We start from the raw sequence: 18,652 nt of genomic DNA on the forward strand, positions 1-18,652 counted from the left end.
CGTTCAAGCCCCTTGCGGCAGGCCTGGCCCCAACACGTATACGCTGGCCAGACACAGACAGGCCACCACCGTGAGCTGCAGGCGCAGCGGCAAGTACCACGCCGGCAAGACCAACACCCGGGCCAGCCGCAGGTCTTGCCGGTATTGCACCAAAAAGCCGGCAATCAGCAAGGTGGCACCCGCCGCCGGCTGCACCAGCAAAGCCACCCAGCCCAGCAGCGAGGGCATCACGCTCCAGGCATACATGCCGTTCATGGGGCGAGCCACCGTGGCCGGGTGCACCATGGCAAACCCCCAGTGCAGCGCGCCGACAAAACTCAAAATCACGGCGCCATACGTCAGCAGCATCTCAAGCCATCTGCTGTGCTGGCCGGGCGCCAGCCAGAGCAGCAGCGCGGTGCCCACGAACGGCAGCAGGCCGCCGTAGCCCAGCCAGGCCACGACCGCAGGGCGGGCGTTATCAGAAGCATTCATGGTGTGGTCTCAAACTGCCGCATGGGCTTGAAGTTGGTCCAGGCTCACCTTTTGAAGCGCCTGGCTGTGGGTGCTGTTGAGGTAAACCGGCGGCGCCGCACCCTCAGCCAGGGCCTCGCGCCAGCGCAGCACACACAGGCACCAGCGGTCGCCGGGCTTCAGCCCGGCAAAGCGGTATTCGGGCCGGGGGGTGATCAGGTCGTTGCCCTGCGCCAGCGAAAAATCCAGGAATTCACGCGTCATGCGGGCGCACACCACATGCGTGCCTGGGTCTTGTGCGTCGGTGTTGCAACAGCCGTCGCGGTAAAAGCCGGTGAGCGGATCGTAAGAACAGGGCAGCAGCTCGGTGCCCAACACATTGCGTGCGGTCATGATGATTCTTTGGGTGGGTTCGGTGAAGCCGGTGGATTGTGTTCCAGGCACCTGCCACTCGCAGCCCTCGATTCGCCAAATACCCGCGCAGGCGGTGGTCTTTGGTGGTGAATCAGGGCAGCCGCACACTGCGGCGCCGATCAAGCTGGCCCTGATCGCGTCTCAGAAGCATCGATTTGCTTCAGCTCCAGCGCCAAGGCGCGAATGGCTGCCTCGTCGAGGGTTTCCTTTTCCAGCAGCGCGCGCGCACCGCGCTCCAGCACCGCCCGGTTGGCCTGCAGGATGGCACTGGCCTGAGCAAAGCCGGCCATCACGATGCCGCGAATCGCGTCGTCGATGCATTGCTGGGTGTGCTCAGACACCGGGCTGGCCTGCGGCAGCACGCCCGCTGGCAGCTCGAGCATCTGCTGGCGCTTGGGCTCGTAGGCAACATACCCCAGGCCCTCGTCCATGCCGTAGCGCGTCACCATGTCGCGGGCCATGTCGGTGGCCTTGGCCAGGTCGTCCGCGGCACCGGTGGACAGCACCTCGAACACCAGTTTTTCGGCGGCGCGGCCACCCATCAGCACGGCAATCTTTTTCTCGAGCTCGGGGCGCGTCATCAGGTAGCGGTCCTCGGTGGGGCGCTGGATGGTGTAACCCAATGCGCCAATACCGCGCGGAATGATCGACACCTTGTGCACCGGGTCCGTGCCCGGCTGGGCCAGCGCCACCAGCGCGTGGCCCATCTCGTGAAACGCCACGGCCTCGCGCTCCTTCGGGTTGAGGACCCGGTTGCGGCGCTCCAGGCCGGCCACGATGCGCTCCACCGCGGCCGTGAAGTCGGGCAGCGTGACCTGGTCGGCCTTGCGCCGGGTGGCCACCAGCGTGGCCTCATTGACCAGGTTGGCCAGGTCGGCACCACTGAAGCCCGGCGTCAGCCCCGCGATGTCTTCAAGCCTGAGCGCGGCATCAAGCTTGACCTTGCGCACATGGACCTTGAGGATGTCGGTGCGGCCCTTGCGGTCGGGGCGGTCCACCAGCACCTGACGGTCAAAGCGTCCGGCGCGCAACAGCGCCGGGTCGAGGATTTCGGGCCGGTTGGTGGCCGACAGAATGATCAGCCCCACCGACGCATCAAAGCCGTCCATTTCCGACAGCAACTGGTTCAGCGTCTGCTCTTTTTCGTCGTGCCCGCCCAGGCCTGGAAAAGCGCCGCGGGCGCGGCCCAGCGCGTCGAGCTCGTCGATGAAAATGATGGCCGGGGCCATTTTGCGCGCTTGGTCGAACAGGTCGCGCACGCGGGCGGCGCCCACGCCGACGAACATCTCGACAAACTCGCTGCCCGAGATCGAAAAGAAGGGCACGCCGGCCTCCCCCGCCACGGCCTTGGCCAGCAGCGTCTTGCCGGTGCCGGGCGGCCCCACCAGCAACACACCTTTGGGAATGTGCGCACCCAGGCGGCCGTATTCCTGCGGATGCTTGAGGAAGTCCACCACCTCTTCGAGCTCGTGGCGCGCCTCATCAACCCCGGCCACGTCGGCAAAGGTGACGCCGGTGTTGGTCTGGACATAAATCTTGGCGCGGCTCTTGCCGATCGACAAAAAACCGCCCATGCCCTGCTTGTCGGCAAAACTGCGAAACAGAAAAAACCACAGCCCGAAGAACACCAGCGACGGCACGATCCATGACGCCAGGTTTTTGAGCCAGGTGCTCTCGACCACGCGCGTGTACGGCACGTTGTACTTGTCCAGGCGCGCCGCCAGGTCGGGTTCGATGCGCGCGGTCACGAGCACGCTCTTTTGCCCCTCGGTGGCCTTGAGGCGGCCGCTCATGGTGAGGTCGGTCACCGTGACATCGACAATGCGGCCCTCGCTGAGCGCCTGCTCGAACGCGCTGTAGGGCACCACCTCGGACTGGCTGGCGCTTTGCCAGATGCCCTGCAGCCACAGCAACAGCACTGCGGCCAGCAGCCAATAGCCCACATTCCAGGTTTGTTTCTTGTCCAATTTGCGCCCTTCAAACGGCGGCATCTCAAATTCCAAGGATACGCCCGCCAGTTGCGGCGCCAATGACAATTCTCAATCGACGCGAATGCTGGCGCTCTAGCATCCTGACCCATGGCATGGGTAGCACACCCTGCCGCAGCGCATGGAGCCATCATGAATCGACACAAAATTATTCTGGCCTTGATCGCCGCCGCCCTGGTGGCGGCGGCCACCTCGGCTGCGTTCAGTCTGTTCTCGCCGCCCTCGCCTGCCTCGCCCTCCGGGCGAGGCGACAGTGTGGGGCTTGACACCGTGGAGCAGGTTTGATGGACGCCCGTGTTGCCCCGCTGGGCATCGCCCATCAAGGACTCACCCATTGCCTGACCCGCCTGGCGCCAGGATCGGACATTCCCTTGCGTCTGACACTCTGGAACGGCATGCAGCATGATCTGGGGCCGCAGCCCAGCGTCACGGTCAACATCCTGAGTCCGGGCGCGCTCAGGTACTTTGTGCCGCCCAGCCTGGACAACCTGGCTGAAGGTTATGTCAACGGCCACTTCGACGTGCTCGGGCAGGCGGCTGATATTGTGGCAACCGCCGACAGACTGGCCCGGCACAGCGTGCCCATGCGCGGCCGGTTTGGTCGCCTGGTCAGTGCCCTGCGCCACGACCGCGGACGCGACGCGCACGCCATCGCGCACCACTACGATGTCTCCAACGATTTCTACCAGCTCTGGCTCGACGAGGCCATGGTGTACTCCTGCGCCTACTTTCCCAGCCGGGCCGAATCACTGGCAGCCGCACAAAGTGCCAAGCTCGACCACATCCTGGGCAAGCTCATGCTCCAGCCAGGTGAGCGCCTGCTGGACATCGGTTGCGGCTGGGGCGCGCTGGCGATTCGCGCGGCGCAAAAGTACGGTGCCCGGGTGCTGGGTGTGACCCTGTCCAAAAACCAGCACGCGCTGGCCTGCGAGCGGGTGGCGCAAGCCGGTATGGCGGGCCAGGTTGAAATTCGGCTGCAGGACTACCGCGACATTGAGCCGGGTGACGGACAGTTTGACAAGATCACCTCGATCGGCATGTTCGAGCATGTCGGGCTGAACCACTTGGCTTCCTATTTCGCCAAAATCCATGCTTTGCTCAAGGACGGCGGCCTGGTACTGAACCACGGCATCACCTCGACCGATCCGGACAGCGGCACCACACCGCTGGGGGCAGCCAGTTTTATTGAAAAATACGTGTTCCCGAACGGTGAGCTGCCGCACATCAGCCTGGCGCTCAAGGACATGCAGAGCGCCGGGCTGGAGGCGCTCGATGTGGAATGCCTGCGCCGCCACTACATGCGCACACTGGCCTGTTGGTCGGACAACTACGAGCACCAACAGGACGCCATTCGCGCCCTGGTCGACGAGACCACCTACCGGGTCTGGCGCATTTACCTGGCCGGTTGCGCCCATGCGTTTGCGCAGAACTGGGTGTCGATCTACCAGGTGCTGGCCTGCAAGGCGGGCACCCGCGAGTTGCTCAACCCAACGCCCTGGTCACGCGCCTACATGTACGCCTGAAACCGGCGACCCCGTCAAAGCCCCAGGCGTCAAAATCGGCGCGCTTTTGCACAGCCACGGGCGCTCACTTGCTGCGGTTTTTTTTTCTTGTCTTCAGGCGGCTTGGCAAACACCTTGCGCAGCGCGCCCAGCTCGGCCACCCGCGTTGCCACCCTTTTGTTGATGCTGTCCGTCGGGTACTGCCCGCCAGCGCCAGCTGTTGTTGCAAAATGTTGAAGCCGTCGTGGCGGATGCCGGCACCAAAACGCACGGCATCAAAAGCGCGCATCTGACCGATCAACTCGCCCAGCGGTTCCAGTTCGGCTGTGGTCTGAAAGCCAAACTGCGCCGGGTCGCAGGCCCGGTGCTACGGCTGAGGCGCGAGCCGCAGGGACGGCAGAAGCGGTTCAGCAGGAGCCATGGCTCAGGAAACCGCGATCGACTTGCCCTTGTCCCCGCCTTCCTTGGGCAGCCGCACGGTCAGCACGCCATTCTTGAAAGTGGCCTCGGCCTGGTCGATGGCCACGTTGCGCGGCAGCGGAATCGCGCGCTGAAAGGCGCCATAGGCCCGCTCCATGACGTGATAGGTGCTGTCGTCGGTGTCGCGCTCGAAGCGCTTTTCGCCGCTCAGGTAGAGCACGTTGCCCTCGATGCGGATCTGGCAGTCGTCCTTGTCCAGGCCGGGCAGCTCAACGCGCACCACCATGTCTTTGGCGGTTTCCTCGAGCTCGCCGGCCAGCAGGCTCCAGCTGGGAAAAGCGGCCAACGCGCCACCGGATTCCGCGGTTCCAGTTTTGTTGCGCTTGAAATGGGTCAGGGCATTGCTGCTGCGGCTCAGCAGCTCGTGCCAGCCCTCTGAGAGCGACTCCCAGGCGCGGGTAATTTCGCGGCCCAGAGTCTGGCCGGTTTGTTTGAGGGAATCGAGCATGTTCATGGTGTTTCAGGGGTGATGTGAAGAGGTGACACCACTCTAGGCCGCGCGCCGCAGAGGCGCTTGATATTTCGCATGGGTGATGGCTGCGCATGTCATCGACCCTGACGATATTGCCCAAGGACCCGGTAACGCGGCGCCTTGAGCCCGGTTGTCAGCACCAGCGCAAAGCCCGACACCGGCCACCTCACAGGTGCAAAGGCCGCTGGCGCAATCGCTGCCCCGGCATGGCGCGCCAGCGTGACATGAGGCACATAGGGCCGGGGATCCAGCGCAACATCCAGCGCGCTCAACGCGTGCCCAAGCTGCGCGTGCAGGCGCATCAGCGCCGATGGCACCTCCGACGCACACAGCACCACGAGGCCACGGGGCCAAAGCCCGGACTGATCCAGCACCAGCTCAAACGGCTGGAACGGCACCTCTGCGCAATTGGCAATCAGGTCGACCTTTTCGCTCGCCACATCACCCATGAAATGCAGGGTGACATGCCAGTCGGCTGGTGCGTAACGCGCGCAACCCGCAGGCCATTGCCATTGGCCGGCATGGGCGGCCAATTGCGCGCGGACAGCCTCGTCAGGCCAAAGCGCCAGGAAAAGACGCTGCGTTCCTTTGGCAAGAGGTTTACCAGAGTCCATTTTTTGCGATCCGTTCATTCATAGACACGCCAGTATCGGGCCAGTTCCGCCAAGGGCAGCCGACCTGCAGGCAGACCCTACAATTTGGCGACATCCATGTCTTCCAACTTAGCCACCACAGCGCAGCCACATGAAATCACACACCCTGGGTAGCCTGCTTGTCGCTGCGCAGTTCGGCACGCTCGGTGCCCTGCTGTTGCTGGCGGCGCCAGGCCTCATGCATACACCCCTTCCTGCCCTGGCCTGGCTGGCGATTGGCCTCAGCGGATGCGTTGGCCTGTGGGCGCTGCTGGCCAACCGGCCCGGCAATTTCAACATTCGCCCCACCCCGCACGCGCGCGGCCAACTCGTCGCCCATGGTCCCTACCGCTGGATTCGCCACCCCATGTACACGGCAGTGAGCCTGCTTGGCCTGGCCTGCGCGCTGGCGCTGGGCTCTGCTCTGGCCTGGCTGCTGTGGCTGGTGCTGTCGCTCGTCCTGCTCACCAAGGCTTTGCTGGAAGAACGCTGGATGACAACGATGCATCCGACTTATGCGCACTACCAGGCGCGTACCCGACGCTTCATTCCCTTCATTCTGTAAGCTTTTCAGCCATGTTCATCGCCGCCAAACTGCTGGCTTTCCTGACCCAGCCACTGGCCTGGGTGGCATTGCTGATGCTGGTGGCCGTGCTGCTGGTGCGCCGTCGCCCCACAACCAGCCAGCGTGTGGGCGCAAGTGCCATCACCCTGCTGCTGTTGCTGGGCTGGGAGCCGCTGCCCGATGCACTGATCCGGCAACTCGAAACCCGGTACCCGGCCCTGCCTGCCTCTGCTGACTTGAACGGCTACGCGGGCGTGGTGGTGCTGGGCGGCGCGCTGGAATCGGCTTATGTCTGGACCCAGCCCGACCAAAGTGCGCTCAATGACGCCGCCGAGCGCATGACCGAGGTGCTGCCGCTGCTGCGCCGCCAGCCGGCATTGCGTGTGCTGTTTACCGGAGGCGAAGGTGAATGGTTCGGCGGCAGTCTGTCAGAAGCCCGGCGCGCCGAACGCTTTTTTAGTGCCCAGGGCATCGGGCCGAGTCAGGTGTTATACGAGTCGGCCTCGCGCACCACGTATGAAAATGCCCTGCTCAGCAAGGCGCTACCCGGCATCGACCCGGCACAGCACTGGCTGCTGATGACCTCGGCCTGGCACATGCCACGCGCCATGGCCAGTTTTCAGAAAGCCGGCTGGAACGTGCAAGCCTTCCCGGTCGACTTTCGCGCCGGCTTGGCCACTCCGAGGACGCAATACAGCATGGTCCAGGGGGTTAAAAAATGGAAACTGGCGCTGCATGAAGTGCTCGGGCTGCTGGCTTATCGACTGAGCGGTCGTGCCTGAGGCCGCCATAGCCCAAAAACCATCGGCCCGGGGCGGGCCTCCTACGCAGATGGCATCTGGCTGGCCAGTACCTTGTCGACCCGCTTTCCGTCCAGGTCCACCACCTCAAACAGCCAGTCTTCGCACTCGATCTTCTCGCCGGTCACCGGCATGTGGCCACTGACTGCCATCAGCAGGCCGGCCAGTGTGTTGTAGCGGCCGCGCTCCTCCAGCGGCAGTTCGTCCATGGCCAGGCGGGCCTTGAGTTCGCTCACCGGCATCATGCCGTCAAGCAGCCAGCTGCCATCCTCGCGCTGAACCGCCCAAGCCTCGGATTTGACGCTGGGCTGCAGTTCACCGGTGATGGCTTCCAGCAGGTCGTGCGGCGTCAGCAGGCCTTGCACCACACCGTATTCGTCCACCACCAGCACCAGGCGGCCGACCTTGGCGCGAAACTGCTCGAGCAGGGTCATGGCGCTGAGGGTTTCGGGCACGAACACCGCCGTGGTCACATAGTCGGCCAGCGTGCCGGGCGCATGGCTGCCGAGCGCCAGCATGTGCGCCACACTCACCTTGCCGACCACGTCGTCCATGGAACCCCGGCACACCGGGTACCAGGAATGAGCGCGCTCGGCGCCATCCGTTCCGACTTTCTGCAGCGCCTGCGCCACGCTGATGTCGGCATCGAGCCAGTCGACCTCGGCGCGCGGCACCATCAGCGAGGTGAGCTGCCGGTCATCAAGTCCGAACACGTTTTGCACCATCTGATGCTCATGTTCTTCGATCACGCCGGCGTCCACACCTTCTTCGAGACTGGCGGTGATTTCTTCTTCGGTCATGGCGCGCGCGGCGTTGGTATCGATGCGCAGCAGCCTGAGCATGGCGGCCGTGGAGCCTGACAGCAGCTTGACAAACGGACCCGCCGCACGGGCCAGCCACAGCATGGGGCGCGACACCCAGCGCGAGACTTGTTCGGGGTACAGCTGGCCGATGCGCTTGGGCACCAGTTCGCCAAAAATGATGGTGGTGTACGTGATGATGGTCACCACCAGCGCCGTGGCCGTGATGGCCGCCGCCTTGTCCGACAGGCCCCAGCCCTGTAGCCAGGCCGCCAGGCCACCACTGAAAGCCGCCTCCCCCACGATGCCGTTGAGCACCCCGATGGACGTGATGCCAACCTGCACGGTGGATAAAAACTGATTCGGGTTGCCAAGCAGCGTGAGCGCGGCTTGTGCCCCCTTGTCGCCCTCGTCGGCCATGCCGTTGAGGCGCGACTTGCGGCTGGCGGCCAGCGCGAGTTCCGACATGGCAAAGACACCATTGAGCAGTGTTAAAAAGACAATCAGCAAAAATTCCATAGACCTCAGACGACAATAACGACCATGGCACTTTACCTGATTGGCGACGTGCAAGGCTGCGACAGCGCTTTGCAGGGTTTGTTGGACACCATTTCTTTCTCACCCAGCAGGGACACGCTTTACCTTTTGGGTGATCTGGTCAACCGTGGGCCGGACTCGGCGGGCGTGCTGCGCCGCCTGATGGGCTTTGGCGCCTCAGCGAAATGCTTGCTGGGCAACCACGACCTGCACTTGCTCGCGGCCAGCGTGGGCGCGCGCCGACCCAGCCGCAAGGACACGCTGGCCAACGTGCTGCAGGCACCCGATCGCGAGGCCATGCTGGCCTGGCTGCGCCAGCAGCACATGGCCTTTCTGCTGGAACACCAGAACCGGCAGTACCTGATGGTGCATGCCGGCGTGCTGCCAAGCTGGACGGCCACGCAGACGCTGGCGCTGGCGGCCGAGTTTGAAGCGGTGTTGCGTGGCCCGAACCTGAGCGACTTTTTGCATCAGATGTATGGCAATACACCAGCCCAATGGCTCGATGGCCTGCAAGGCATGGACCGCCTGCGGATGATTGTGAACGCCCTGACCCGACTGCGTTTTTGTACTGCCCAGGGGGTGATGGAGTTCGACACCAGCGACGGCGCCCACGCCGCACCGCCGGGCTACCTGCCGTGGTTCGAGGTGCCCGGGCGCAAGACCGCCGGTGTCACGGTGGCGTTTGGCCACTGGTCCACGCTGGGTTGGCTGGGCCGGGACGACCTGTTCGCGCTGGACTCAGGCTGCGTTTGGGGTGGCTGCCTGAGCGCTCTGAAACTGGGCACCGGCACCGCCGCGCACGAACTGATTCAAGTCAGGTGCGAGCAGGCGCAAAAGCCGGGGTGATATTTTTTGCACTGCCTGGCTTGCGTGGAGGCCTGGCTTTTGTAGGAGGCCCACCCTCGGGCCGATGGCTGCCGGGGCAAAAATCAGGCCGCCTGAAACAGCGCGGCGACCTTGCGTTTGGTCTTGATGTTGCTGGAAATGGTGCGCACACCCGGGCGCGCGGCGGCGGCCTCCCAGGCCGGTGCGGCTTCTGGCGGCAAGGACGGCTCGTAAGGCTTTTCAAAGAACGGATCTTGCGGCACGGGCCGGCTGCGGCGGGGCTCGGAACGCGGGCCGCGGGCAAAGTCTTCGGGGCGACGCTGGTCGCTGCCGTCTTCACGGTAAAGCCTGCGGCCGTCGTTGATGTGGCCCTGCTTGCGGATGTCGGGCAGGTTTTCCTCGAATTCGATGCCTTCGAGCTCGATCTTGGTCTTGAGCAGCTTCTCGATGTCGGTCACCAGACGCTGGTCGCTCTTGGCAACAAAGGTCACGGCCAGGCCTTCGGCGCCGGCGCGGCCGGTGCGGCCAATGCGGTGCACATAGTCTTCGGCGTGGAACGGGATGTCGAAATTGAAGACGGCGGGCACATCCTTGATGTCGAGCCCGCGTGCGGCCACGTCGGTACAGACCAGCAGGTCGACGCCACCGCTCTTGAAGGATTCGAGCGCCTTGAGGCGTTCGTCCTGGCTTTTGTCGCCATGCAAAGCGGTGGTTTTGAGACCCTCGTGCTCCAGTGAGCGCGCCAGGCGGGCGCAGCCGAGCTTGCTGTTGACAAAGACAAAGGCCTGCTTGATGCCGCGCTGGCGCAGGATCTGGTGCAGGGCGTGGCGCTTGTCCTCACCCTCGACGCTGTAAAAGTGCTGCTCCACGGTGGAAGCGGCGGCGTTGGAGCGTGCCACTTCGATGGTGACCGGGTCTTGCAGGTAACTGCTGGCCAGGCGCTTGATTTCGGGCGAGAAGGTGGCCGAAAAAAGCAGCGTGGTGCGCTGTTTGGGCAGGTAGCTCAGGATGCGTTGCAGGTCGGGCAGAAAACCGATGTCGAGCATGCGGTCGGCCTCGTCGAGCACCACATATTCGACCTGATTCAGCACGCAGTTCTTGGCTTCGATGTGGTCCAGCAGGCGCCCGGGCGTGGCCACCAGCACCTCGACCCCTTTTTTGAGTTCGAGGGTTTGCGGCTTCATGTCCATGCCGCCAAACACCACCGCGCTGCGCAGGTTGGTGTACTTGCCGTACAACTCGACCTGCTCGGCCACCTGCACCGCGAGTTCACGCGTGGGCAGCAGTACCAAGGCGCGCACCGGGTGGCGCGCAGGCGAGGTGGAGGCGTTTTCGTGCTTGAGCATGCGCTGCATCAGCGGCAGTGCAAAGGCGGCGGTTTTGCCGGTGCCGGTCTGGGCCGCACCCATCACGTCGCGGCCCTGCAGCACCACGGGGATGGCCTGGGCCTGGATCGGGGTCATGGTCTCGTAACCCATTTCGGCCACAGCGCGGGCCAAAGGGTCGGCCAGCTGCAACTGGGCAAAGGCCATGATGGGGGTGTCGGAAGTTAATTCGTTTGCGTTCGCAGGAGTCAGTTCGGTCATTGAAGCTCAGGTTCAATTGCTATCAATCCGATAGCTGGTGGTGCCCGGGAATCGGGGCAGGTTTCTTGATAAGAAGCCGTATTATCCTACAACGCTCACAATTGACGCGCGGCGAAGGTATCGCAACCCTTGACGCTGCCGTTTTTCAGGCCGTTGTCGAACCAGCGCTGGCGCTGCGCACTGGTGCCGTGGGTGAAACTGTCGGGCACCACCTGACCGTCGCGGGAGCGCTGCAGTGCGTCGTCGCCTATGCGGGCGGCGGCATTCATGGCTTCTTCCACATCGCCCTGCTCCAGCAACTGGCGTGCCGCCTGCGCATGGTTGGCCCAGACACCCGAAAAACAATCGGCCTGCAATTCCAGTCGCACGCTCAGGGCGTTGTAGTCGGTCTGGCTGACGCGGCCGCGCATTTGCTCCATTTTGGTGGTGATGCCCATGAGGTTTTGCACATGGTGACCCACCTCGTGGGCGATGACGTAGGCCTGGGCAAAATCGCCGGGCGCGCCCAGCTGGTTTTTCAGTGTCTCGTAAAAGTCAAGGTCGATGTACACCTTCTGGTCAGCCGGGCAATAAAACGGCCCCATGGCCGCCTGACCCTGGCCGCAGGCAGTGGACGTGGTGCCGCGAAACAGCACCAGCTTGGGCTCCTGGTACATGGACCCGCCCTGGACGAATACCGCTTTCCAAACGTCTTCAGTGTCGGCCAGCACGGTGGAAACAAAGGCCGCCATGGGGTCATCTGCCGGGGGTTTCTGCGCTGGTGCCGACTGGGTTTGCGATTCCGGACTGCCGCCGCTGAGAATGTTCAGCACCGTCATCGGGTTGATCCCGAGGAAATACGACACCACCAGCGCGATGGCCACCGAGCCCAGGCCAATGCCGCGCCCGCCAAAGCCGCCACCGGATGATCCGCCACTGCCCCGACGATCTTCGACATTGTCAGATTGACGGTTGCCGCCCCATTTCATGGTGCTGCTCCCATGAGGGTCAGGCCTTGGGCAAGGTCACGCCGCGCTGGCCCTGGTACTTGCCGCCGCGGTCCTTGTAGCTGGTTTCGCAGACTTCGTCGCTCTCGAAAAACAGCACCTGGGCGCAACCTTCGCCAGCGTAGATCTTGGCGGGCAGCGGTGTGGTGTTGGAGAATTCAAGCGTGACATACCCTTCCCACTCGGGCTCGAAGGGCGTCACGTTGACGATGATGCCGCAGCGCGCATAGGTGCTTTTGCCCAGGCAGATGGTGAGCACATTGCGCGGGATGCGGAAGTACTCGACGGTGCGGGCCAGCGCAAAGCTGTTGGGCGGGATGATGCAAACGTCGCTGTTGAAGTCGACAAAGCTTTTTTCGTCGAAGTTCTTGGGGTCGACCACGGTGCTGTGGATGTTGGTGAAGACCTTGAATTCTGGCGCGCAGCGGATGTCGTAGCCGTAGCTGCTGGTGCCGTAGCTGACGATTTTCTTGCCATCCGCGTCCTGACGAATCTGGCCGGGCTCGAAGGGCTCGATCATGCCGTGTTGCTCGGCCATGCGGCGGATCCATTTATCGCTTTTGATCGTCATTGGGGTCAACTCCTGGGGTAGGCGCCGATTGTAAGCATCGGGGTCCATGACAAGTGGGGACTTCAAATGCCGTGAGAGATCGTCACTTGATATTTTTTTGCTGCGCGCGGCAGATCATGGCTTGGGGCGCAGCGAAAACTCAGAATGAATCAAGGTTGGCGCACCCGAACCGCCTGCCCATCAGCAACCATGCTGCCCGGGTACATCAGCACCGTTTCCCCGTCACGCAGGCCGTCTTTGAGCCAGGCCAGCTCAGAATTGCGATCCTGGAGCTGAACCGACCGGGCGCGGGCACGGCCGGCTTCGACCACAAAGACGCGCCACTTGTCACCGTCGCGCACCAATGCCGCGGTGGGCACCAGCAGGGCATTGGCCTGTCGGAACAGGGTGATGCGGGCATCCACCCGAAAACCATCACCCAGGCGCTGCACCTCGGGGCTGCTCTGCACCAAATCCACGATCACATTGACGCGCTGCTCCTCGATGCCCAGCGCCGAGACCTTGGTGAAGGCCACCGGCTCGATGCGTGTGACCTGGCCGACCATGGGCGCGGCGCCACTGCCCAGCGACAGTTGCACCGGGGCGCCGGGCTGAATCTGGCGCACCTCGCCTGACAGCACGTCGATGACCGCTTCCAAGCCCGCCGTGTTGCCGATGTCGAGTAGCGGCTGGCCCACGGTGACCGGGGCGGCGCTGTCCAGATGGAGCTTGAGCACCTGACCGTCGACCGGACTCCTGAGTTCCCAGCGGCCGGTGGGGCTACTCCCGCCTGAGGGCTCGGCGCGGGCCAGGGCGGCTCGGGCTTCGGCCAGAGAAAAATCGGCGACGCCCTGCCCGGCTTGTGCGGCGGTGAGCGCCTGTTGCGCGGCCTGGCGGGAAAGCGCGGCCTGGTCACGCGCGGCAGCAGAGATGAAATTGTCTTGCGCCAGTTTGCTTGCCCGCCCGGCTTCCAGGGTGGCCTGCGCCAGCGCGGTTTGCGCCTGCTGCACCTGCGCGCTGGCAGCACGGCGCGCGGCCTCGGCACTGCCCACGCGCTGCTGCAGCACGCTGCGCGAGCGCGCATCGATCATTTGCGGCGCCACCGGCACCAGGGTGGCGACCACCTCGCCCGCGCGCACGGGGTCGCCCACCTTGAGCGTGGGGCGCAGCAATTCAGCCTGCGTGGGCGCGGTGATGACGTAACGGTTTTTCAGGCGCAATCGACCGTCTTCTTCGATGCTTTGTTCGAAGTTACCCAGACTGACCGGGGCCACTTCCACAAGCAGCGGGCGCGGCCGGTACACGGCCCAGACCAGCGCCGCGGCGGCGGCAAGCAGCAGCGCGCCGCCGAGCCAGCGCCGGTATTTTTTGGAGGGGCTTGTGTTGTTCATTCGCGTACCTTTAAAACGGCCACCAGATCCAGCCGGTCAATTTTGCGGCGCACCAGCAGCCCACTGGCGACACCGGCGGCCAGCACAATGAGCGCGGCCGAGGCGTACGTGGCGGGCGCAATGATGACCGGAAAGTCGATGCTGTCCGACGACATGAGTTGCATCATCAGCGACGCCAGCCCCCAGCCCGCCAGCGCGCCGAGCGGCAATGCCAGCAGCAGTTCGGCGCCCAACTCGGCCAGCAGGAGCACCGAGACCTCGGCGCGCGTCATGCCGAGCACGCGCAGACTGGCGAGTTCCCAGGCACGCTCGGACAGCGCAATGCGCGCCGCGTTGTAGATGATGCCCACCGCCATGGCCACCGCAAACAGCGTCAGGATGCCGCTGAAGATACCCATGGTGCGCGAGGTGGTCTTGTTGAAGTTGGCCAGCGACCCGGCCTTGTCAAACACCGCGTTGATACTGGGGGCCGCCTTGACCGCCGCCCAGAATGCACCCATGGCCTGGGGGTCAACTTGCAGCACGGCGTCGGCCACACCGGCGCCGTCGCGGGCCAAGGCGTTCATGGCATCCAAATTCATGTAGAGCAATTTGCCGAACAGGGTGTGCACAATGTCGGTGACCTCAACCTCGGTGTGCACCTGGTTCCACAAGCGGAATTCGAGCTGGAGGCGGTCACCCACACGGGCACCGAGTTCCTCCGCCAGTAGCGCCGACAGCACCACGCCGTGCGCCGGCATGGGCACGGCACCGCGCTGCTCGTCGACCACGCGCATCAACTGCGCATCGGGGCGGTAACCGGTCAGCGCGGTGTCGACACTGCGGCCCTGCAGTCGCACACGCACGGCCTCGGTGCGATAAGGTTCGGCATTGATCACACCGGGCAGGCGCTTGAGGTCTTGCACCACCGTCAGTGGCACCGGGTGCTGAAAATTGACCAGAACGTCGCCCTGCTGCACCTGGCGGAACTGCACGTCAATGATGTGGGCAATGCCGTCGACCCAGAAGGCGCCCGAGATTTGCAGCGCCACCGCCAGCGCAATGCCGGTCACGGTGAAGGCGGCGCGCAGCGGGCGGCGCTCGAAATTGCGGATCGCCATGAGGGCGCCGGTGCTGACAAAACGGCCCAGCCCCAGTTGTTCAAGCAACGTGGGCTTGAAGAGCGGTGGCGACGGTGGCTGCATGGCTTGCGCCGGGGGCAGGCGGACCACGGCGTGAATGGCCGTCCAGGTGCCCAAGGCGGCCGCTGTGGCGGCAATGAGCGCCGAGGTCACGATGAGCCAGGCGTCGGTGACGTAGGCCAGGCCGTTGAAGCGAAAGACCTCGTCGTACAGGCTCAGCATGCCCCGGCCAATCCAGACGCTCAAGCCCAGCCCCGCCAGCACGCCCAGGCCGGCAATGAGCATGGCGAGCTGGAGGTAATGCCAAGCAATCGCCGCGTCGCTGTAACCCAGCGCCTTGAGGGTGGCGATCTGGCTGCGCTGGGTGGCCACCTGGCGGCTCAGCACCACGTTGAGAATGAACATGGCCACGGCCAGAAAGATGGACGGCAACACGGTGCCCATGACCTTGAGCTGCGACAGCTCGTCGGCCACGATCTTGGACGAGAGCTGCTTGTCGCGCCCGACCGCGCCGATGGCGCCATAGGGTTCCAGTAGCCGGTCAACCGCTTCCAACACTGGCGTCTCTGCCCTGCCCGCGTCGAGCCGCAGGGACGCCTGATTGAACGCGCCCTGCATGTCAAAGGCGTCGGTCATGCGTACGCGCTCGATCCACCAGATGCCAAACTGCTGGTCGTCGGGCGCGCCGCCCTGTGAGGCAAACACGTACTCGGGCGAGGCCGCCGTGCCCACCAGCAACACGCGTTCGCGTTTGCCGTTGAGGATGGCGTGCACGCTGTCGCCGGGGTTCAGGCTGCGCGCGGCGGCAAAACGGTCGCTGACCAGCGCCTCCAGGGTGGCGCCCGGCTCGGGCCAGCGCCCGCGCTTGAGTGTCAGCGCGTTGATCCCCTGGCGACTGGCGTGCACCCGCGCCAGGTCGAGCCCGATAAAGCGCCCGGTCACCGGCACCACCACGCCGGGCAGGTCGACCTGCGCGTCGAACACCACATCGAGCTTGACTTCGGCCACGCCATCAAGCGCAGCCAGGCGCTCGCGCAGTTGTATCGGGGCGCGCTTGACGTTGGCAAACACGTCAGCCAGCCGGTTGTCGCGGTAGAAGGCGTCGCGCGAGCCCTTGAGCGATTCGTGCACCGAGAACATGCCCACGAACCCGGCCACACCGATCGCCACCACCAGCGCAATGGTGAACGCCTGCGCACGCAGCCTTGTCAAGTCGCGCCAGAGCTTGATGTGGAGGGCTTTCACGACAAGGTCACCAGTTCAGGCTGGACGCCGCCACCTTGTGCGCGTTAACGCGGGTTTCCACAATACGGCCGTCGGCCAGGCGCAGCACGCGGTCGGCCATGTCGGCAATGGGCGCGTTGTGGGTGATGACGATGGTGGTGGTGCCGAGCGTGCGGTTCACGTGCTCGATGGCTTGCAACACCATGACGCCAGTGGCGCAATCCAGCGCACCGGTGGGTTCGTCGCACAGCAGGACTTCGGGTTGCTTGGCAATGGCACGGGCGATGGCCACACGCTGCTGCTCACCGCCCGAGAGCTGGGAGACAAAATGGTCTTGACGCTCACCCAGGCCCACCAGCGCCAGCGCGTCCTCGGGTTTCATGGGGTGCTCGGCCAGGTCGGTGACCAAGGCCACGTTTTCACGCGCCGTCAGGCTGGGAATGAGGTTGTAAAACTGAAAGACAAAACCCACGTGCTCGCGCCGGTAACGCGTGAGTTCGGCATCACCCGCACCAATGAGCTCGTGGGTGTTGCCGCCATGCGTCCAACACGCCGAACCGCTGGTGGCCGAGTCCAGGCCGCCCAGAATGTTGAGCAGCGTGGACTTGCCGCTGCCCGAGGCGCCGAGCAGCACGACAAATTCGCCACGCACAATGTCCAGGTCGACACCGCGCAGGGCGTGCACGGCGGTGTCGCCCGCGCCATAGACCTTGGTCAGGCCACGCGCCGTGAAAACCAGTGGGGGGTCGGCAGTTGGGGTGTCCATCATGTCCAGTGCAGGGTGAAAATTCGCATGCGTCATACAACACTCTTTGAATTTTCACCAAGACACCGCGGGCCAACATTGCGTTATGTCGACTTTTGGGAAAGTAAGTTTTAAATGGGCGAAAAAGTGAATTTCATACGCGTCAAGTACGCCAATGGCGGCTAAATCGCCTGAGAAATGATGGTCCTTTCAACCAGGCGGTCATCGCCCAGCACGATCATGGCGAACAGCAGTTCGTCCAGACTTTCTGCCAGGGCCGTCCTGCGCGCCAGCAAGGGCGTGGCCTGCGGGTTCAACACCACAAAATCAGCCTCGCAGCCCGGTTGCAGGTTGCCCACCACACCAGCCAGGCCAAGCGCCTGCGCTGCGCCGGCGGTGTGCTGCCACCACAGGTTCTGGGGACTCAAGCTCACGCCCGGTTTGGTCTGCCCTTCCCGGCCCACGGTGTAGGCCGCCAGCATGGTATGAAACGGACTGAAGCTGGTGCCGCCGCCGACATCGCTGGCCAGCCCGTACTGAAACCCTACGCGGTCGGCGCCGGCATAGTCGAAGAAGCCACTGCCCAGAAACAGGTTGCTGGTGGGGCAAACAGCGCCAGCTGCGCCAGTGTCACGCATCAAGGCGCGGTCAGCATCGTCAAAATGGATGCAGTGGGCGTAGATGGCGCGTTCGCGCAGCAAACCAAAGTCAGCATACGTGGACAGATAACTGTCGGATGCCGGAAAAAGATCGCGCGCCCAGGCAATCTCTTCGTGGTTTTCTGCGACATGGGACTGAATCCAGACCTCCGGGTGGCGGGCGGCCAGCTCGCCCGCACCGCGCAACTGGGCATTGGAACTGGTGGGCGCAAAACGCGGTGTGATTGCGTAGCCCAAGCGGTCGACGCCATGCCACCGCTGAATCAGCGCCTCAGAGGCCAGCAGACTTTGCTCTGTGGCATCGGATGCGCCCCGCATGGAGGGCTGGTTGAGCAACTCGGCCGGCGCATGGCGGTCCATCAGGCACAAACCGGTGATCAGGCGCATGTGATGTTTTTGCGCCTCGGCAAAAAAGGCCTGCACCGATGCCGGGTGCGAGGTGGCGAAGGTGAGCGCGGTGGTCACGCCCTGGCGCAGCAGCTCCGCAATGAAAAATTGCGCCGCCTCGGTGCTGTAGTCGGGCGACGCAAAGCGCCTTTCTTCCGGGAAGGTGTAGTTTTCCAGCCAGGGCAGCAAGCCTTCGGCGGGTGAGCCGATCACATTGGTTTGCGGGTAGTGGCTGTGCAGGTCGACAAAACCTGGGGCAATGAGGCGACCGGGCCAATGCGTCACGTCCAAATCAGAAAACCGTGCGCGCAGTTCGTGCCAGGGTCCGACGGCCTGCACCACCTCCCTGCCCTGCGCGTTGGCTCCAAGCACCAGCAAGCCGTCTGACTCGTAGATGGCAGACTGGCCAGGGTCACGGTCAGTGGCGAAGCGGAGGATGGCGGCGCGGTAGGCTTTCATGGGTGTAGAGCTTACCCAAATTGCGGGCTACGGTTATGAACCTTATTGGACTGTGCAGGCCACATTCGGCTGT

The 18,652-nt window shown here is 64.1% G+C and carries 19 protein-coding genes; 5 read left to right on the forward strand and 14 right to left on the reverse strand.

The genetic code is table 11. From position 1 onward, the window contains the following. Positions 1 to 3: 3 nt before the first annotated feature. The 3 genes from Q7U49_RS16965 to ftsH all read right to left on the reverse strand — a co-directional run bounded on the left by Q7U49_RS16965 (position 4) and on the right by ftsH (position 2,834). Positions 4 to 474 carry a DUF3429 domain-containing protein gene (locus Q7U49_RS16965; RefSeq protein ID WP_304766531.1) on the reverse strand — a complete coding sequence of 157 codons (471 nt, stop codon included), beginning with the start codon at positions 472 to 474 and terminating at the stop codon, positions 4 to 6. A 9-nt stretch (positions 475 to 483) separates the two neighbouring features. Next, complete coding sequence (locus tag Q7U49_RS16970) at positions 484 to 846, reverse strand: DUF2237 family protein (protein ID WP_304766533.1); 363 nt, start codon at positions 844 to 846, stop codon at positions 484 to 486. A 140-nt stretch (positions 847 to 986) separates the two neighbouring features. Continuing rightward, positions 987 to 2,834, reverse strand: coding sequence for an ATP-dependent zinc metalloprotease FtsH (gene ftsH / locus Q7U49_RS16975; protein WP_304766757.1), 1,848 nt, complete (start codon positions 2,832 to 2,834; stop codon positions 987 to 989). A 153-nt stretch (positions 2,835 to 2,987) separates the two neighbouring features. On the opposite strand from ftsH, the gene Q7U49_RS16980 reads away from it, so the two are divergent. Next, positions 2,988 to 3,140 (forward strand): hypothetical protein, encoded by a 153-nt coding sequence (locus Q7U49_RS16980; protein ID WP_304766536.1) that lies wholly within the window; start codon positions 2,988 to 2,990, stop codon positions 3,138 to 3,140. After that, positions 3,140 to 4,378 carry a cyclopropane-fatty-acyl-phospholipid synthase family protein gene (locus Q7U49_RS16985; protein WP_304766539.1) on the forward strand — a complete coding sequence of 413 codons (1,239 nt, stop codon included), beginning with the start codon at positions 3,140 to 3,142 and terminating at the stop codon, positions 4,376 to 4,378. Before Q7U49_RS16980 ends, Q7U49_RS16985 begins: the two co-directional genes overlap by 1 nt. A 64-nt stretch (positions 4,379 to 4,442) precedes the next feature. On the opposite strand, the gene Q7U49_RS16990 is transcribed toward Q7U49_RS16985, so the two are convergent. The 3 genes from Q7U49_RS16990 to thpR form a co-directional block, all read right to left on the reverse strand. Next, complete coding sequence (locus Q7U49_RS16990; RefSeq protein ID WP_304766542.1) at positions 4,443 to 4,646, reverse strand: hypothetical protein; 204 nt, start codon at positions 4,644 to 4,646, stop codon at positions 4,443 to 4,445. A gap of 135 nt (positions 4,647 to 4,781) precedes the next feature. After that, complete coding sequence (locus Q7U49_RS16995; RefSeq protein ID WP_304766544.1) at positions 4,782 to 5,291, reverse strand: Hsp20/alpha crystallin family protein; 510 nt, start codon at positions 5,289 to 5,291, stop codon at positions 4,782 to 4,784. Positions 5,292 to 5,383: 92 nt separating this feature from the next. Continuing rightward, a complete protein-coding gene (gene thpR / locus Q7U49_RS17000; protein ID WP_304766547.1) occupies positions 5,384 to 5,923 on the reverse strand; it encodes an RNA 2',3'-cyclic phosphodiesterase in 540 nt (179 codons plus the stop codon). A gap of 130 nt (positions 5,924 to 6,053) precedes the next feature. On the opposite strand from thpR, the gene Q7U49_RS17005 reads away from it, so the two are divergent. Together Q7U49_RS17005 and Q7U49_RS17010 are read left to right on the forward strand one after the other, a co-directional pair. Continuing rightward, positions 6,054 to 6,506, forward strand: a complete 453-nt coding sequence (locus tag Q7U49_RS17005; protein WP_304766549.1) for an isoprenylcysteine carboxylmethyltransferase family protein — start codon at positions 6,054 to 6,056, stop codon at positions 6,504 to 6,506. A gap of 11 nt (positions 6,507 to 6,517) precedes the next feature. Beyond that, complete coding sequence (locus Q7U49_RS17010; RefSeq protein ID WP_304766551.1) at positions 6,518 to 7,288, forward strand: YdcF family protein; 771 nt, start codon at positions 6,518 to 6,520, stop codon at positions 7,286 to 7,288. A 41-nt stretch (positions 7,289 to 7,329) separates the two neighbouring features. Here Q7U49_RS17010 and Q7U49_RS17015 read toward each other — a convergent pair whose 3' ends face one another. Continuing rightward, on the reverse strand, positions 7,330 to 8,625 hold the full coding sequence (locus Q7U49_RS17015) for a hemolysin family protein (protein ID WP_304766554.1): 1,296 nt from the start codon (positions 8,623 to 8,625) through the stop codon (positions 7,330 to 7,332). A 24-nt stretch (positions 8,626 to 8,649) separates the two neighbouring features. On the opposite strand from Q7U49_RS17015, the gene Q7U49_RS17020 reads away from it, so the two are divergent. Beyond that, positions 8,650 to 9,492, forward strand: a complete 843-nt coding sequence (locus Q7U49_RS17020) for a symmetrical bis(5'-nucleosyl)-tetraphosphatase (RefSeq protein ID WP_304766557.1) — start codon at positions 8,650 to 8,652, stop codon at positions 9,490 to 9,492. Positions 9,493 to 9,575: 83 nt separating this feature from the next. On the opposite strand, the gene Q7U49_RS17025 is transcribed toward Q7U49_RS17020, so the two are convergent. The 7 genes from Q7U49_RS17025 to guaD all read right to left on the reverse strand — a co-directional run bounded on the left by Q7U49_RS17025 (position 9,576) and on the right by guaD (position 18,579). Beyond that, on the reverse strand, positions 9,576 to 11,003 hold the full coding sequence (locus Q7U49_RS17025) for a DEAD/DEAH box helicase (RefSeq protein ID WP_305596831.1): 1,428 nt from the start codon (positions 11,001 to 11,003) through the stop codon (positions 9,576 to 9,578). Between the two features lie 149 nt (positions 11,004 to 11,152). Next, positions 11,153 to 12,025 carry a neutral zinc metallopeptidase gene (locus tag Q7U49_RS17030; protein ID WP_304766563.1) on the reverse strand — a complete coding sequence of 291 codons (873 nt, stop codon included), beginning with the start codon at positions 12,023 to 12,025 and terminating at the stop codon, positions 11,153 to 11,155. A 19-nt stretch (positions 12,026 to 12,044) separates the two neighbouring features. After that, complete coding sequence (dcd, locus tag Q7U49_RS17035; RefSeq protein ID WP_304766566.1) at positions 12,045 to 12,614, reverse strand: dCTP deaminase; 570 nt, start codon at positions 12,612 to 12,614, stop codon at positions 12,045 to 12,047. Positions 12,615 to 12,763: 149 nt separating this feature from the next. After that, positions 12,764 to 13,984: an efflux RND transporter periplasmic adaptor subunit gene (locus Q7U49_RS17040; RefSeq protein ID WP_304766569.1), complete on the reverse strand. Its 1,221-nt coding sequence runs from the start codon at positions 13,982 to 13,984 to the stop codon at positions 12,764 to 12,766. Then, positions 13,981 to 16,350, reverse strand: coding sequence for an FtsX-like permease family protein (locus Q7U49_RS17045; RefSeq protein ID WP_304766572.1), 2,370 nt, complete (start codon positions 16,348 to 16,350; stop codon positions 13,981 to 13,983). The genes Q7U49_RS17040 and Q7U49_RS17045 overlap by 4 nt, the downstream gene beginning before the upstream one ends. A 7-nt stretch (positions 16,351 to 16,357) precedes the next feature. Further along, entirely contained in the window at positions 16,358 to 17,095 is a 738-nt protein-coding gene (locus tag Q7U49_RS17050; protein ID WP_304766760.1) for an ABC transporter ATP-binding protein, read from the reverse strand. Between the two features lie 161 nt (positions 17,096 to 17,256). Continuing rightward, positions 17,257 to 18,579 carry a guanine deaminase gene (guaD, locus tag Q7U49_RS17055; protein ID WP_304766575.1) on the reverse strand — a complete coding sequence of 441 codons (1,323 nt, stop codon included), beginning with the start codon at positions 18,577 to 18,579 and terminating at the stop codon, positions 17,257 to 17,259. Positions 18,580 to 18,652: the final 73 nt, after the last annotated feature.

Origin of the sequence: Rhodoferax sp. (assembly GCF_030653815.1) — a bacterium.
Lineage (GTDB): Bacteria > Pseudomonadota > Gammaproteobacteria > Burkholderiales > Burkholderiaceae_C > Rhodoferax.

Bases quoted from the DNA above. Each gene is read 5' to 3' on its own strand.
- Q7U49_RS17020 (WP_304766557.1), top strand. From the start codon at position 8,650: ATGGCACTTTACCTGATTGGCGACGTGCAAGGCTGCGACAGCGCTTTG.
- dcd (WP_304766566.1), bottom strand. From the start codon at position 12,614: ATGACGATCAAAAGCGATAAATGGATCCGCCGCATGGCCGAGCAACAC.
- Q7U49_RS17005 (WP_304766549.1), top strand. From the start codon at position 6,054: ATGAAATCACACACCCTGGGTAGCCTGCTTGTCGCTGCGCAGTTCGGC.
- Q7U49_RS16965 (WP_304766531.1), bottom strand. From the start codon at position 474: ATGAATGCTTCTGATAACGCCCGCCCTGCGGTCGTGGCCTGGCTGGGC.
- Q7U49_RS17050 (WP_304766760.1), bottom strand. From the start codon at position 17,095: ATGGACACCCCAACTGCCGACCCCCCACTGGTTTTCACGGCGCGTGGC.
- Q7U49_RS16980 (WP_304766536.1), top strand. From the start codon at position 2,988: ATGAATCGACACAAAATTATTCTGGCCTTGATCGCCGCCGCCCTGGTG.
- Q7U49_RS16985 (WP_304766539.1), top strand. From the start codon at position 3,140: ATGGACGCCCGTGTTGCCCCGCTGGGCATCGCCCATCAAGGACTCACC.
- Q7U49_RS17025 (WP_305596831.1), bottom strand. From the start codon at position 11,003: ATGGCCTTTGCCCAGTTGCAGCTGGCCGACCCTTTGGCCCGCGCTGTG.
- Q7U49_RS17030 (WP_304766563.1), bottom strand. From the start codon at position 12,025: ATGAAATGGGGCGGCAACCGTCAATCTGACAATGTCGAAGATCGTCGG.
- thpR (WP_304766547.1), bottom strand. From the start codon at position 5,923: ATGGACTCTGGTAAACCTCTTGCCAAAGGAACGCAGCGTCTTTTCCTG.
- Q7U49_RS17010 (WP_304766551.1), top strand. From the start codon at position 6,518: ATGTTCATCGCCGCCAAACTGCTGGCTTTCCTGACCCAGCCACTGGCC.
- Q7U49_RS16970 (WP_304766533.1), bottom strand. From the start codon at position 846: ATGACCGCACGCAATGTGTTGGGCACCGAGCTGCTGCCCTGTTCTTAC.
- Q7U49_RS16990 (WP_304766542.1), bottom strand. From the start codon at position 4,646: ATGCGCGCTTTTGATGCCGTGCGTTTTGGTGCCGGCATCCGCCACGAC.
- guaD (WP_304766575.1), bottom strand. From the start codon at position 18,579: ATGAAAGCCTACCGCGCCGCCATCCTCCGCTTCGCCACTGACCGTGAC.
- Q7U49_RS16995 (WP_304766544.1), bottom strand. From the start codon at position 5,291: ATGAACATGCTCGATTCCCTCAAACAAACCGGCCAGACTCTGGGCCGC.
- Q7U49_RS17040 (WP_304766569.1), bottom strand. From the start codon at position 13,984: ATGAACAACACAAGCCCCTCCAAAAAATACCGGCGCTGGCTCGGCGGC.
- Q7U49_RS17015 (WP_304766554.1), bottom strand. From the start codon at position 8,625: ATGGAATTTTTGCTGATTGTCTTTTTAACACTGCTCAATGGTGTCTTT.